Below are 14,018 nucleotides of genomic sequence, written 5' to 3' on the forward strand. Positions count from 1 at the left end.
ATTAAGCAAAACAAGATCCATGATTACCGCTTGTCATTCTGGGGTATACCACAACCTGACGTCAGGAGATCATTTTGTAGGGTTGTCAGATTAGGGTTCCATTTCATAATTATGGACAATCGATCTCGACCCTCTTAGACTCTAACCTGACAGATAACCGTGATCTTCGAAAATATTGGGTGGGTTCGTGGGTGGACAGCGAATTGGGTACGTGCGGGTCAGCATGCTGGACCAGAACGACCAGCGCCAGCTCGAAGGCCAGACCCTGGACCAGGTGTTTACCGACCATGCCTCGGGAAAAAACACACAGCGACCGAAGCTTGATGAGTTGATCAGGTTCGCCCGGGCGGGGGATACCGTCGTAGTGCATTCCATGGACAGGCTGGCCCGAAACCTCGATGACCTGCGCTCGGTGGTGCAAACCCTGACCGGCAAGGGTGCCAGGGTCGAGTTCGCCAAGGAAGGTCTGGTGTTCACGGGGGAGGACTCCCCGATGGCGAACCTGATGCTCTCGGTCATGGGGGCCTTCGCCGAATTCGAACGGTCCCTTATCAAGGAACGCCAACGCGAAGGCATTGCCCTGGCGAAGACCCGCGGGGTCTACAAGGGGCGCAAGCGTGCCCTGGACCCGGAGCAGGTGGCCGAGCTGGTGGCCCGGGCGGCCGCCGGGATCCCCAAGGCTCAGCTTGCCCGGGACTACGGGCTGAGCCGGGAAACGGTGTACCAGTACCTGCGACGAGCGGAACAGCCCACCGTGTAAGAGGCCTGTTCACTGGACTCTTGCCTGGTGACTGGCTAGATAAGTGCTGCATGGCTACGGCTGTAGGTGCTGCATTTGAGGTAGGGGAGTGACTCAGTATCAGGGGCAGGGCCTGCGCGACTCTGGGGTGCAACGTTAAAGACCGTGAATAAGAAATTGCGCCAATGCGGATACAACGTTTAGCATCGCGATCCGCACACTATTTCTGAGCATGCTGGGGTCTCGCTTATGGGCGTTCCTAATACACAGCAACGAGTTCATTTCACTGAAAAGTTGACTGATATCTGCTCCCCTTGTTTGGGTGGGGCATCGTATGTTGAATCAGAAGCGGCCCGAGTCCTGTGGGTTGAACAGGATTCGGGCCTTTCCTGGGGGTTGCCGGAACCGCCGGAACGGATCTGGCCGTTAGGTTTCGCGGATCAGGTTGCTGTCCTTCGTCTCCTTCATGAGGATGCCGGTCACTAGGGTAATCATGGCGACACCGATGAGGTAGTAAAGGAACCAGTCTTGATGGCCGCTTTGTGACAAGGCGGCGTTAATGTAGGGGGCGGTGCCGCCGAAGATGGCAGTGGCCAGAGAAAGTGGACCCGCGACACCGGCGGCGCGCACGCTGGTGGGGAAGACCTCGGCCCAGATGGCGCCATTGACGCCGAAGAGCAGGGCCAGAACCGTGAGCGAGGCAAGTAAGGCCGTGAGCAGACCAGCAAAACTACCGTCCACGAGAGAATGGATCGGGATGGTCAGTGCGACGAACGCGATGCCGAAGGCAATGACCATCGGCTTGCGCCCGATACGATCCCCGAGCCATCCCGCCAGCAAGACGGCGCCGAGGAAGTAGACCTGAGCGATAAGGCTTGCAGTGAGGGCGCTGGAGCTGTCCTGTCCATACTGGAGCTGGGCGTACGTTGGCATGAAGATGAGCCATGTGTAGAACATGATCGAACCGCCCGCCGAGAGGCCGAAGACGACGAGGATCGCCTTCCAATGGTGCAACAGGCGTGGCTTGCGGGTCTCGATGCTTGTGCTGTCCACGCGTGCGTCGGCGGACTTGGAGGCTTCCTCGAAGGCATCGGTCTCGGTCAGGCTGCGGCGAAGGTGCAGGGCGTAGAGGCCTAGTACGCCGCCAATACCGAAAGCGACGCGCCAACCCCATTCACGCACATCAGATTCAGACAGGAGCGTGGTCAGTACAAGTCCTGTCAAAGTGGCAAGGATCGTTCCCAAAACGACGCTGAACCACGAGGTGCTACCGAAGAAGGCCCGGCGTCCGCGTGGTGCACGCTCTACGAGGTAGGTGATGGAAGTGCCCATCTCCCCACCGTGGGCAACGCCCTGCACCAGCCTAGCGAGGAGCAGAATTGCCGACGCGCCGAGACCAATGGATCCATAGGTCGGCGCGACGGCGATTACTAGACTGCCAACGGCGGTCAACATCATCGCGAGAGTCAGGCTTTTGCGGCGACCTACGCGGTCCGCATAGGCACCGAAGAGGAACCCGCCGAGGGGTCGAGTGATGAAACCGACCGCGAAAACCGCAAGAGTTGCCAGCAGTGCAGAGGCTGCATTCTCAGGCTGGAAAAACTGGACGGCAAAATAAGGCGCGAAAATCGAATATATGGTCCAGTCGTACCACTCAAGCGAATTGCCGAAGTTGACCGCGACCAGATCCTTGATGCGCTGTTTGCTGGACGTCGGATCCTGTTGCTTTCGCTGGATCATGCCGGGCTGGCTCATGCGACTCGTCCTTCCAATCCCAAGCGCGCGTCTTCGTCCGCGCCGGGAACGCGCATCTCGAAGGTTTCCCGTACCACCGTGTAATCGAAATATCCGAGGCGGGCGATCGGCTCGATCTTTTCTATATCTAGGCGGCCGTCGACGGTGATGACCTCATCGTCGATGTGGATCGTTTCGACGGTGGCGAAGACGATGTCGACTGTGCCGACCGCGCTGTTGCCGGGGACTCGGTGCGTTGAATGGTACTTGCACTCGAACTTCACCGGACTTTCTTGCACCATCGGCACGGGATGATGGTCGGCGTAGGCCCGAGTGAGCCCAAGATGATCGAACTCGCTTTCTTCGGGGTCCAGGGCCATTGCGCTCTTGTTCACTGCCTCGCGCAGTGCGTATGTGGCCATGTTCCAGACGAACCATCCGGTGGTTTCTGCATTGATGACAGTGTCCTTCCGCCGCCCGTCGGGGTATTGATTGGCGGAAAACATGACCATGGGCGGATCAAAGGTAAGGTTCTGCCACTGGCTATAAGGTGCGATATTTTCTACGCCGTCCATGCTGACGCTCGAGAGCCAACCGATGGGACGCGGCACCGTGCAGCTCTTGAAGGGCGAGAACGGCAATGGGCTGGGTTCGTGCGCGGGATTGTATTTCAAGGTGACCTCCGTGTGATCGTACTCACAAATGTTCGATCAGCGTAGCGCATATACACGGAATATATCAACGATATTTTCTCATCTATTGTGTATCCTGAGGACTGAAGGGGAGTGTTATGACAAAGGCCGACGATGCATATGTGCTGCTGGCAGAGATGATTGAGACAGGGCAGCTGGCTCCGGGGGCTTTCCATACTGAAAGCGACCTGGTTGCTGAAGTCGGCATTGGCCGCACCCCGCTGCGGGAAGCGGTACAGCGCTTGGACCGTGACCACCTCGTGCGAATCCGACCGGGTCGGGGGATCGAAATACCGACAAATTCCGTCGAGGATCAGTTGCGCCGGCTAGAAGTAAGGCGTTCGATGGAAACGCTGGCGGTTGCCCTCGCGTGTGAGCGTGCGACTGACGTTGAGTTGATGCGTGTCAGGGTGCTGGCCGAGGAAATGGCTGAGATGTCCGAGCTACAGCCCTATGTCGCAGCCGTTAGGGAAACCCACCAGCTGTTGTGCGAAGCCTCCCACAACGAGTATCTCGCTGATGCGATGACGCCCCTGCAGGGACTATCCAGAAGATTTTGGCTGGCCCACGTTCTGGACCCAGGCGAAGAGGTGTCGTCGGGCAAGGCGTTGCACCTAGAATTGCTGGACTTCATCGTGGCTCGAGACTCCGAAGGGGCCAGCGACGCCTCAATCCGGCTGAATGACTATCTTGTTGCCTCCGCCCTCGGTGTGGCGACGCGTAAGGCACGTCTTGGAAGCAGGACGGTCCCGACCTCCTAAGGCAACGCCATTCTGTTAAGGGTTCGCTGCCGGCGGCAAAATTATCGTGCTCAGTTTCGCGGGGTTGGTCCGCCGGTCGATGTCACGGCCCTTGACACGGTAATTCGAGGTAGCGCGTTTGACCATACGGATCCGGGTGCGTGAAGCGAGGACGATTTGGTCCCGTGCAGCCCGCAGCGCGACGGTGAACGAGGTTCGTCCCGGGCCGAAATTCGGACGCGCAAGGGTCACATCGCTCATCGCGGTGCGCAGCACCTGGTCGAGAGTCCGCAGCGCCTACGCCACATGCTCGATCCCGGAAGGATACCGGCCGCGCAGCACCCGTCCGCCCAGGATTGTGAATCGCAGCGCTAATTGGCCGGGATATCGCAGCGATAAATGGCCGGGCGACAGATGCCGTATTCCTGCAACCCACAGGCTGGACGGAGCCCTCAAGAGAGACGCCCCCCAGTGGGCGCCACTTGCAGCCACAGCAATAGCGCCATTTACCGTTGCGGTTCACAGTTCGTAAATGTCGGCTCTTTCGCCGTTGGGTGTCGCGGTGAAGCATCGGCAAGTAGGACACGCTGGCCCTGTCCAGATGGTGGGTGGCCCTCAGCCGGCGCGTGCGATTCAGCCGCGTGCTCGACCTTGGGACCGGCGCGGCGTGCCGACCGCCAGCTGGGGCCGGCACGCGGTGCGGAGCCCGTGCCCATGCACGCCTCGCCGCAGCAGGGAGAGGTCGTCGTGGGGGGATCTCCCGGGCGGTCGCATCCGGGAGGAGCCCAGGGCCTCATAGGGATCCGGCGGCTTCATGGCGATGCCCTTTTCTGCGGCTCGGGGTCCGGCACCGGCTCCGGCACGGGGCGGTCCCCGCACCCCGGGGTGCGGGGACCGCGTGGGGGAAGCGGCATCGGGATCCGGCCTCGCGTTGCGCGTACGGCTCCGTGGCGGGCCCGAGGGGGCAGCAGCCACGGGTTAGGGCTGCGGGGAAGATGCCGTTCCCGTTTGGGGAAATCGACGCACCTAGGCGTCGATCGAATGCTGCTCCTGCGCGTTGGAGGTGATGGCGATCTTGCGTGGTTTGGCGTGCTCGGCAACGGGGATCAGCAAACGCAGCACTCCGGTGTCGTAGGTGGCCTCGATGTGCCCGGTGTCCAGGTTCTCGCCCAGCACCAGCTGCCGGCTGAAGACCCCGCGGGGGCGTTCGGCAGCGAGGATCTCCTTCCCTCCATCCAGGGCGCCGCGTTCGGCCTTGACCGTGACGACGTTGTTCTCAACATCCAGGTCGATCGAGCCGGGGTCCACGCCCGGCAGGTCGAATTCGACGTGGAACACATCCGCCTCGCGCCAAGCGTCCATGCTCATCGCCGCGGGCCGGGCCGTGGTTCCAAACACCTGCTCGGCGAGCCTGTCGAGGGTGCGGAACGGGTCGGTGCTCATCAACATTGTTCCTCTCCTTTGTGGTCGTGCGTGTTTCCGGCCCCCGCCGGAACTTCGTCAGCGGGTGCATATTTTTTATAGCACCAGCGATATGGAGATGCAATGGCATTTTTTCACCTCGTTTTCCGGGAAGGAGGCGTTGGTCCAGCACCCGTGTCGGCGCATCTTTCACGCCCCTCGAGGATCCATCCCGGGGCCGCGGGTCCGGGATGCGCTGCGGGAGGCTGCTTGGTTCTTCAGCAGGCCGAGCTTGACGTGGGAGGGTCGCTGCATTTGCCCGCGCGCGGCTTCCAGCACCATGAGGGATGCCGCGAAGGCGGGAAGGGTCAGCGGAGCAGGTTCAGCTGCCTTCGGGATCCGGGGCGGACCCATGCCGCCCGGCCACCCGAAATCGCGGGACATCTATCGCGGGCGGGGACCGCTGCGCACTATCCCGCTCGAATCATCCGCTTCCTTCGTATGCCCGGGGAACACGCTGGGAGTCCTTGAGGCATCGGGACAATCGAGGCGGTCCCTTTGGCTATCATGCTCCGGTCCTGGCATGCCGCTTCGTCGCTGACCCAAGAACGCTTCACCGCTCCGGGAACATGCACGGTCCGGGGGTGCGGAACCTCAAGACCAAAGCGGGCATCACGCACCGCTCAGCCGACGTGGATCCCGGGGCGCCGTTGTGGGTCCGGTTCAGCCTTGCGGATGATTTCGCGTACCACCGGAGCGGTGTCGCCCTCGCCCAGCAGCAGGTAGCGCATCAGGTGGTGCAGCGGGTTGCCTTCGGACCATTCGAAGTAGGCCTGGGGATGGCACCGGTTGCGTCGCGCAAGGCCAACAGGACCGCGGCAAGCGCGTTGGGGGAGGCGGGGCTCTGTGCCCGCAGGATCCGGTGGCCATCGACCTGCACGCCCTTGACCCGCAGGGTGTTGCTGAAGCTGGAGGGGTCACTGACCAGGATCTCCAGGAACATGACATCCGCGCTGCCGGGGACCGGGTTGATCCCGCGTTGGCTGGCTTCCTTGGTGGTGTATTCACTGATGCCGGTGGCCGCGGGCTTGTGGGCGATGAGGTCCAGGCGTCCGTCGTACTCCAGGGATTCGCGGATGAAGCGGCGGGCGGTCTCATCGAACTCAATTCGGTCCGCGCGCAGCTCGGTGGTGCGGGTGACGCGGGAAACCAGCGAGATGACCACGATGCCGGCGATGAACAGCACGGAGATTGACAGGCCGTCGGGCTTGGAGAGGATGTTGGCACCCAGGGCATAGAACAGGACCAGGGTCAGCGTGGCAAACGCCACGGCGGGGGCACCGTGGCGGTTGCGGAAGGCAGCGATGGTGACCGCGACCGAGGCGGAGACCATCATGGCCAGGATGCCGGTGGCGTAGGCTCCGGCTTGGGCATTGACGTCGGCGCGGAAGGCGAAGGTGATCAGGATGCTGACACCGATGTAGACCAGCACGACGGGGCGCACCGCGCTGCTCCATTCCGGGGCCATGCCGTAGGCCGGCAGGTACCGGGGCACGATGTTGATCAGCCCCGCCAGCGCGGAGGCCCCGGCGAACCACAGGATCAAGACGGTGCAGAAGTCATAGAGGGTGCCGAATCCCTCGCCAAGGCGCTCGTGCGCGAGGTAGGCCAGGGCGCGCCCGTTGGCGGCCCCGCCCACGGTAAACGCCTCGGGCGGGATCAGCACGGCGGTGACGAAGCTGCTGCCCAAGAGGTACAGGCTCATGATGGAGGCCGCAGCGGTGAGGAGCTTGCGGGTGTTGCGGATCCGGGTAGCGAGGCGACCTTTGGCCGTGCGGCCCCGGGCGGCGACCAGCGGCATCATGCTGACCCCGGTCTCGAACCCGGACAAGCCCAGGACCAGCAGCGGGAACACCAGCACCGCGGCACCGATCGCGCTGCCCACGTCGGGGGAAGAGGCGGCCAGGGAGGTTGTCCAGACCTGGAGGGTACCGGCCGTGGTGAAGATCCCGATGAGGCCATCGGCGATGACCACGGCGTTCACAAGCAGGAACAGGGCAACCAGGGGAACGGCCACGGCCACGGCCTCGGTGAATCCCAGGAGAAAGACCGCGCCCAGGGTAAGCAGCAGGACAATGGTCAGCAGTACGGCATGGCCGTCCAGGAATGCGGGGACGTGCGGGTTTTCCATCAGGTGCACGGTGGCGTCCGCGGCGGAAAGGGTGATGGTGATGATCCAGGAAGTGGCCACGAAGCCCAGCAGGATGAGGACAAAGACCTTGCCCCGCCAGAACGGCAAGAGCTTTTCCAGCATGGCGATCGATCCTTGGCCGTGCGGGCTTGCCTGCGCCACCGTGCGGTACATCGGCAACATCCCGCCCAGGGTCAGGATGACGATCAGCAGCGTCGCCAAGGGGGAGAGGGCGCCGGCGGCCAGCGCCGCGATGGCCGGGAGGTAGGAAAGGGTGGAGAAGTAGTCCACGCCGGTCAGGCACATCACCTTCCACCAGGGATACTGCTGCTCTTCGTTCTCGCTGCTGGCCGGCCCCAGGGGCTGCACCCGGCGTTCAAGCAGCCACCGGGCCAGCGGCGTGGCCGGCGGGCGGTGGCCGGTGGGCCGCGGCACGCTTTCGGGAACAAAGGACTCGGTTGAGGCACCCAAGATTGGCCTCTTTTCTGGCACAATTTCGTGAAGCTATTGCCCACGATACTCCGCCGGCAGTTCCCCCTCGTGCACCAGGCGGGACGGGGCCTAGATGCGGGAGGAGCCTGGTTCGGTGAGGTACTCGACGGCATTGCCGGCGGGGGTTCTTCGATCGGTGGCAGTAGCCAGGGACAGGGAATCCACGGCGTCCTCCAGGGTCCTGTGCACCCCGGCGAGGCGCCCGTGGCGGGTGACGGCCTCCCAGCGGTGGTCCTCTCGGCGGCGGATCGGCCCCAGGCCCCGCTCCGTCCCCGCATGGTGGACCAGGTAGAGGGAACGTCCCGAGGGGAGCACCTCAATCCCGTTGATCACCAGCGTCTTGAGTTCTTCCTGCGTGTTCATCGTTCTGCCTCCAGTCAAGGGGTCCTTCTCCGGTTCGGGGGTGCGGTCCTGCGGGCGCCTCCGTCGCGGTCTCGGGTCAGTAGCAGGGCGAGGGCGAGCATACCGAGGCCCAGGACCAGGTGCAGCCAGTTGTCGGCGTCGTTCACGGGCACGAAGTTCGCTTCGCTGTCGTGGTCGATGACCAGCCCGTAAATCCACAGCAGCAGGTAAATGACTCCGCCCCAGAGCAGGTAGCCCCAGGCGGCGCTCCGGGTCTTGGCCATGGCGATGCCCGCGACCCCGAAGAGCAGGTGCACGATGTTGTGCAGGATGGACACCTGGAACACGCCCAGCAGCATCGCCTCGGACCGATGGCTCGCGAAGGTGAGCTGGTCGTAGTTGGTGGTGATTCCGGGAATGAAGCCCAGGATGCCGACGAGCAGAAAAACTGCGCCGACGGCCAAGGCCGCCTTCTGGACGTTGCTGCGTTCGGCGGCGCTGCGTGCGGCAGCATTGCTGGTCATGGTGTTGTCCTTTCAGGGGTGGTTTTCCTGGGGGCGGCCCTGCTGCCGGGGCGTTGAAGATTTCCCTGGCGGGGTGCCCGGCGCCCGGAGGATCCTCGCTACCGATATCGCCCGGACCCGTGGGGCGTCCTGCCAGGGAAGACGCCGGGCCGCAACCGGACCGCGGGCCCCGGCCGGGGGACGGACCTGCTCCGTGGAACCGAGGGAGGATGCATGGGGTGAAAAGACCCAGGGCATTGGGTCTGCGCTGTCCAGCGGAAGTGGCACGGCCGGGGCCGGGGATGGGGCGGTGGAGGATATGGCCATAGCGTCTCCGCGGGGAACCGTCGGGGCCGGTGGCCCCGGGTGGGAGGTCGGACGCTGCTTGCCGCCGCTCCCCATTTTACGAAAGCTTCACCGCCAGGGGAAGACGGACGGACGCCGGGATGGCTCCTTTGACCCACGCGAGGAGACTTGCAAAGTGGTGATGGAAACTCTGCGCACCCTATGCAGTGGGTCGTCCCCTTCCCACGGCCTGGGACACAAGTTCTCAGACGGTGCAGTTAGAAACTCAACCCGATGCTAGAGATGGTGGGAAAAACCTCCTGCACCGGTTCCACCACCATGCCGGCCAGGTGGCTGGAGGCCGGCGGCGGCCCAACTCGTTCCGCGGATGGTCTCCGGACGCCCGGGAACAGTCCACTTCCACGTAACAGGCCGCCCCGCCGCTGCCCGAAGATGCAAGGATATTCACCATGAGAGGGGAGATCCCCGAAAGACCGGGAAGGAACGTTGGCTCGCATTGCGGGGAGAAACAAATAGGTGATTGGTTCCGCAGTTTCTGACCACAGGTAACCATGCTGACAGACGGTGAAGCCTTCCGTTCTTCCGAATCGCTGGGCAAACTGGATTCATGGAACCAGAACCTCGGCGTAGCCCCGGGACAGGTACTGAAAGCGGCCAAGAACCTGCTCCGTTGGTCACACTGCCGCCGCATCCATGGAAACGCTTTGTGGCTCTTGGCGATTCCTTCACCGAGGGCCTGGACGACCCTGATCCTTCGGACCCGGGGAATTACCGTGGGTGGGCCGACTTGGTGGCCCATGAGTTGAGTTTCGGTGTCCCGGATTTCACCTACGCGAACCTGGCTGTACGTGGTCAGCGCCTACGCCAAGTCATCGACACGCAACTGGGTCCGGCCCTGGCTCTGGGTCCGGATTTAGTGTCGATCCAGGCCGGCGGAAACGACCTCCTGCACCCTGGCGCTGATCCTGACAAGCTGGCAAACATTCTCAATGGAGCGGTCTGCTCGTTGCGTGTCCGCGGTGCCACCGTGGTGATTTTCGCTGGCCCGGATTCGGGCCGTTCCACGGTGCTCGGACAGTTTCGCACCAAGATTGCGGTGTTCAACGAAAATGTTCGCGGCATTGCCGAAAGCCACGGGGCGCTCGTGGCCGATTTGTGGGCCATGACCGAACTGCATGATCCGCGCATGTGGAGCCCTGACAGGTTGCATCCCTCCCCCCTGGGGCATCTCGCCGTGGCCGCCATGGTGCTAGGGAAACTCCAGGTCCCCCATTCCTTGGGCCCACAGCAGCTCCGACCCCTGCCACCTAGGGACAGACGCGAAACCTGGTCGCAGAACCGCCTGTGGGCGCGCGAATACCTGATGCCATACCTCGTGCGGGGCATCTCACGGAAATCAAGAAGCAACCAATTTGGCGCCAAACGCCCGGTCCCTGCGCCCCTGGAAGCCACACGGCGGAGGTGAAGTTCACCGATGACTGCTCGCTCTCGGGGTGGCCCAACCGTTCGTTCAGTGCCCACTGCAGGGCCTCGTGCGTGCCACCAGCACTGATTCGGCCGGTCGAGCAGCACCTCAAAACATACCTCTCACGGGGCACCACCGTGCAAGACATCCAAAGCAGGCCACCGAACGTGTGGGCCGTTTTCCGGGCGCAGCCCAAGCAACCAGGGTAGCGCTGCCCCGGGGCTTAATCCGCGATGAATGCGGCGGAGCCGCTGAGCACCGACTCAAAGCCGCCTTCCAGGTAGAACTGGCGTTGGAGCGAGGCCCCCGTGCCCTGGGAGAGGACCCGGCGCAGGCCGGATCTGACGTATTCGTCGTCCTTGTTTCGTTTCAGGGCAGGCAGGATGTATTCCATCAGCGCATCGATCATCCGGGCTGCTGCGGTGGGCTCCCCGGTGGCGGGGTTGAGGTGGTTTCCGAGCAACCCGAACTTTGCTGCCTGCCACTGCGCCACGTCCAAGGCTTCTGGTGCCGGGCAGGGCGCTGGCGGTGCTCCGTTGAGGCTGGTGTCCACCAATGCGCGGGCGATCAGGGCCAGCAGCACAGTATTCGAGGCGTTCATCTGCGCATCGGGGACCCGGATTTCCAGGGTCCGGTAGCGCGAGGAGATCCGGGCCCCCCAGCCGATATGCCGCGGGTCAAGGACCACATCGGTCCCCAGCAGGATCTTCATCCGCTGCTCGTAGTCCGCAGCATCGAGAAACTGCGGGGGGATGCCTTGGACCGACCGCCTGCGGTGTTGGATGTTGCGCCACGAGGCAAACCCCGAATCCCGGCCCTTCCAGTATGGTGAGTTGGCGCCTATCGCGGTCAAGGTCGGTAGCCATCGCCGGACCGCGTTCATCGCGGTGACCTGCTCCTCGGGATCCGTGATGCCGATATGCAGGTGCAATCCCGAGAGGTAGTGCTCGTGGGCGATGGCCCCGAGGAATTGATGGATGATCCGGTAGCGTTCGGAGGAACTGGTGCGGACGGCTACCCCGGGGACCCGGGGCGGGGTGCCCCATCCGACCGCGGTGGTCTCCAGCTGCCGCGCGGCTTCGGCCAGAGCCTTGCGGTAGGAGCGTATGGTGTGCACGGCCTGGGGACCGGTTTCCAGGATGGGGCTGTTGCTCTCGAGCTGGCAGGGCAGGAATTCGCTCTGGGTGGTGCACCCTGCAGCCGTGATGGCCAGCAATTCCCGACTCGCCGAGACCGAGGGTGCCGTGGGCAGGCCGGTGTGGGCATCGATGAGGAAGAATTCTTCCTCAATCCCGAAACTACGCATCTTTCCTCCCCTGTCTGTTGCCGCTGAACCTGCCGTCGAAACCGGATGTGATGCGTGTCCGTCTCCCTGTCCGGGATCAGGCGTCTGCGTGGATGGCTGGGCCATCCTCGCAGAACCATGATCCCCCAAGAAGTCGAGCTTGTGCATGGATTTTTGGGCACCCAACAATGTTCGGTTCTGCCCGGGCCCGATCCCCATGTTGCTGGGTCCATGGTCTTGACCGGGTTCCATTACCGTGGATTCTCGAAATGCGTGGTCGCGCCCTCCGGGTCCTTCTGCTTGACCATGGCCTCCGCGATGTCGCGAAGCTTGATGTTGCGACTGGAGGAGGCCGATTTGAGAATCTTCACTGCTTCGTCCTGGCTGCAGTTGTTCTGGCCCATGATCATTCCCACGGCCAGGTCGATGGTGGTGCGGGACTTCATGGCCTCCAAGGCATCGGCGGCGGTCTCTTGGTGGCGTGCCAGCCTCAGGGCTATCGCGAAGGCTTGGGAAGCCTGGGCGGCATAGCCCTGGGCCAGGTGCATTTTCTGGACCGTGAAACCGTGGGCCTCGGTGGAATAGAGGTTCAGTGCCGCATGGTCGCCTTGTTCCAGGTGGAAAGGGACGGCCAGGACCGAATGTATTCCCTCGGCCAAGAGGATCCGCGCATACTCGGGCCATTTGGTCTCGGCTTCCAGGTCCGGGACATGGACGAGGGCTTGGGTCCGTGCGGCGCACAGGCAGGGACCGTCCTTGAACCGGTATTGGAGTTCGTCAAGTTTTTGCGCCTCGAGGCTGCTGCTGGCCACGGTGCCGGCGCGCCGGTGTCGCAGCAAAGTGATGCCGCACATTACCTCCTCCCCGTGCTCGGATAATTCATGGACGGCCAGGCGGGTCAGGGCGTTGAGGAAGCTTTCGATTTCACTGGATCTCAGGATCAGCCCGTGGAGGTAGTCGCCGACGGTGACCTGTGCTTCATCGTTCACGGCATGGCTCCTGTTGACGGGCCTGGGTCCTTCATCGCGCCGGACCCGGCAACGCCGACCTTGGGTGTGTCGCGCGACCGGTGCCCCAGGAAGGCCGTCTGGCAGGACCGGGGGGGCTGTGCGCTCAACTCCCGCCTTTGTTCCCAAGTTACGCGGAAGCCCGATAAATAGATAGGCAAAGAGATGTATGCGCTCCGCAGGTAACCGGCGTGCAGCGACCGGGCACTCCCGCGCTTGTTCGGGGGCCGGCCAAAGGCCATCCTCTTGGACGTGCTCCTTAGGTGTCTGCGGGGGAGTCTAGCTGGCTGCCGGACCGTGGATCGGGGCCTTGGCATAGCCCACCGCGCTCGTGATGGCCTCGTTGCGCACCACGGTGTCGTCCTGCAGGGTGGATTCACGGTAGCGACCGGTCACTGGACGCAACAGCCAGGGGCATGCTGCCGGCGGCAGGCAGAAAGGGGTTTGGCCTGAGAAGTGGGTACTGCTCGCTCCAGGCCCGAAGCCCGGCAAGGACGGACCCGGTGTCAATATTGATCCACTGTGTCCGTGGCATGGGGTGCTCTCGGGACTCCGGGATCCAGAAACGGTGCACTTCCCTTACCCCAGCGTCGCTCAACGCGTTCCTGGAACAAGGCCAGCAACGACGAGTCGTGTCGCCGCCAACCACTCATCTTTTTGGTAATCGAGTGTCGCGGTGGGCCATCCACCGCCGCGACACCCGAGCACCATAAATTCGGCAGTGTGTATTCAGTTTGATCAGGTTTGTTTGGCGGCGTTGGGCCCTTCGTTGGTGATCTGTCGCAGGGTCGTGGCGCGTGATGAGATTCCAGGCCAAGCAGCCGCTGAAACGAAATCATGGGTGTCGTCCGGCGGTTGTGGCGGAAGGTGAATTCGTCAGGGCAGGCCTGCAGATGCCCTGCTCTGCCCGAGCGGTGTGTGCCGCGCGGCCAGGACTTGAAGTTGCTGCTCGCCCGGTGCACCCGGGACCTGATCGGTACGGGCTTTCTTCCAGGCCAGGGCCCATTCCCGTGTCTCTGCCACCCAAATGCCATCGCCCGCCAGTCATGGTTGTTGGGGGGATTCCTGGCCAAGGCCCGACCAAGCCGTCGACGACCCCGAAAACAAGCGCGACTGTAGTC

13 protein-coding genes are annotated in these 14,018 nt (G+C 63.1%); 3 read left to right on the forward strand and 10 right to left on the reverse strand.

All coding sequences use genetic code 11. The features are described 5' to 3' along the window. Positions 1–187 precede the first annotated feature (187 nt). Positions 188–760, forward strand: coding sequence for a recombinase family protein (locus tag KRR55_RS19495; RefSeq protein ID WP_217390981.1), 573 nt, complete (start codon positions 188–190; stop codon positions 758–760). A 405-nt stretch (positions 761–1,165) separates the two neighbouring features. Here the strand turns inward: KRR55_RS19495 and KRR55_RS19500 are convergent, their stop codons facing one another. Together KRR55_RS19500 and KRR55_RS19505 are read right to left on the reverse strand one after the other, a co-directional pair. Beyond that, positions 1,166–2,494 (reverse strand): MFS transporter, encoded by a 1,329-nt coding sequence (locus tag KRR55_RS19500; protein ID WP_217390982.1) that lies wholly within the window; start codon positions 2,492–2,494, stop codon positions 1,166–1,168. After that, complete coding sequence (locus KRR55_RS19505) at positions 2,491–3,147, reverse strand: flavin reductase family protein (RefSeq protein ID WP_217390983.1); 657 nt, start codon at positions 3,145–3,147, stop codon at positions 2,491–2,493. Before KRR55_RS19505 ends, KRR55_RS19500 begins: the two co-directional genes overlap by 4 nt. Before the next feature lie 116 nt (positions 3,148–3,263). Here KRR55_RS19505 and KRR55_RS19510 point away from each other — a divergent pair, with 116 nt between their 5' ends. After that, entirely contained in the window at positions 3,264–3,926 is a 663-nt protein-coding gene (locus KRR55_RS19510) for a GntR family transcriptional regulator (protein ID WP_217390984.1), read from the forward strand. A gap of 1,005 nt (positions 3,927–4,931) precedes the next feature. Here the strand turns inward: KRR55_RS19510 and KRR55_RS19515 are convergent. The 5 genes from KRR55_RS19515 to KRR55_RS19535 form a co-directional block, all read right to left on the reverse strand. After that, positions 4,932–5,354: an Hsp20/alpha crystallin family protein gene (locus KRR55_RS19515; protein ID WP_217390985.1), complete on the reverse strand. Its 423-nt coding sequence runs from the start codon at positions 5,352–5,354 to the stop codon at positions 4,932–4,934. 162 nt (positions 5,355–5,516) lie between these two features. Then, entirely contained in the window at positions 5,517–5,750 is a 234-nt protein-coding gene (locus KRR55_RS19520) for a hypothetical protein (RefSeq protein WP_217390986.1), read from the reverse strand. A gap of 346 nt (positions 5,751–6,096) precedes the next feature. Further along, on the reverse strand, positions 6,097–7,968 hold the full coding sequence (locus KRR55_RS19525) for an APC family permease (protein WP_254456433.1): 1,872 nt from the start codon (positions 7,966–7,968) through the stop codon (positions 6,097–6,099). Between the two features lie 90 nt (positions 7,969–8,058). Further along, positions 8,059–8,352 carry a hypothetical protein gene (locus KRR55_RS19530; RefSeq protein WP_217390987.1) on the reverse strand — a complete coding sequence of 98 codons (294 nt, stop codon included), beginning with the start codon at positions 8,350–8,352 and terminating at the stop codon, positions 8,059–8,061. A 14-nt stretch (positions 8,353–8,366) separates the two neighbouring features. After that, on the reverse strand, positions 8,367–8,855 hold the full coding sequence (locus tag KRR55_RS19535; RefSeq protein WP_217390988.1) for a DUF4383 domain-containing protein: 489 nt from the start codon (positions 8,853–8,855) through the stop codon (positions 8,367–8,369). A 955-nt stretch (positions 8,856–9,810) separates the two neighbouring features. Between KRR55_RS19535 and KRR55_RS19540 the strand changes: the two genes are divergently transcribed. Then, a complete protein-coding gene (locus KRR55_RS19540) occupies positions 9,811–10,605 on the forward strand; it encodes an SGNH/GDSL hydrolase family protein (protein ID WP_254456434.1) in 795 nt (264 codons plus the stop codon). Between the two features lie 223 nt (positions 10,606–10,828). Here KRR55_RS19540 and KRR55_RS19545 read toward each other — a convergent pair whose 3' ends face one another. From KRR55_RS19545 to KRR55_RS20560, 3 genes are all read right to left on the reverse strand, one after another. Then, positions 10,829–11,911, reverse strand: coding sequence for a carboxylate-amine ligase (locus KRR55_RS19545; protein WP_217390990.1), 1,083 nt, complete (start codon positions 11,909–11,911; stop codon positions 10,829–10,831). Positions 11,912–12,141: 230 nt separating this feature from the next. Next, positions 12,142–12,879 (reverse strand): GAF and ANTAR domain-containing protein, encoded by a 738-nt coding sequence (locus KRR55_RS19550; protein ID WP_217390991.1) that lies wholly within the window; start codon positions 12,877–12,879, stop codon positions 12,142–12,144. Positions 12,880–13,176: 297 nt separating this feature from the next. Next, entirely contained in the window at positions 13,177–13,302 is a 126-nt protein-coding gene (locus tag KRR55_RS20560; RefSeq protein WP_256449211.1) for a hypothetical protein, read from the reverse strand. Positions 13,303–14,018 lie beyond the last annotated feature (716 nt).

The sequence above is a fragment of the Paeniglutamicibacter quisquiliarum genome (assembly GCF_019084045.1).
Classification (GTDB): Bacteria; Actinomycetota; Actinomycetes; order Actinomycetales; family Micrococcaceae; genus Paeniglutamicibacter; species Paeniglutamicibacter quisquiliarum.

Bases quoted from the DNA above. Each gene is read 5' to 3' on its own strand.
- KRR55_RS19500 (WP_217390982.1), bottom strand. From the start codon at position 2,494: ATGAGCCAGCCCGGCATGATCCAGCGAAAGCAACAGGATCCGACGTCC.
- KRR55_RS19510 (WP_217390984.1), top strand. From the start codon at position 3,264: ATGACAAAGGCCGACGATGCATATGTGCTGCTGGCAGAGATGATTGAG.
- KRR55_RS19515 (WP_217390985.1), bottom strand. From the start codon at position 5,354: ATGTTGATGAGCACCGACCCGTTCCGCACCCTCGACAGGCTCGCCGAG.
- KRR55_RS19520 (WP_217390986.1), bottom strand. From the start codon at position 5,750: ATGTCCCGCGATTTCGGGTGGCCGGGCGGCATGGGTCCGCCCCGGATC.
- KRR55_RS19530 (WP_217390987.1), bottom strand. From the start codon at position 8,352: ATGAACACGCAGGAAGAACTCAAGACGCTGGTGATCAACGGGATTGAG.
- KRR55_RS19535 (WP_217390988.1), bottom strand. From the start codon at position 8,855: ATGACCAGCAATGCTGCCGCACGCAGCGCCGCCGAACGCAGCAACGTC.
- KRR55_RS19545 (WP_217390990.1), bottom strand. From the start codon at position 11,911: ATGCGTAGTTTCGGGATTGAGGAAGAATTCTTCCTCATCGATGCCCAC.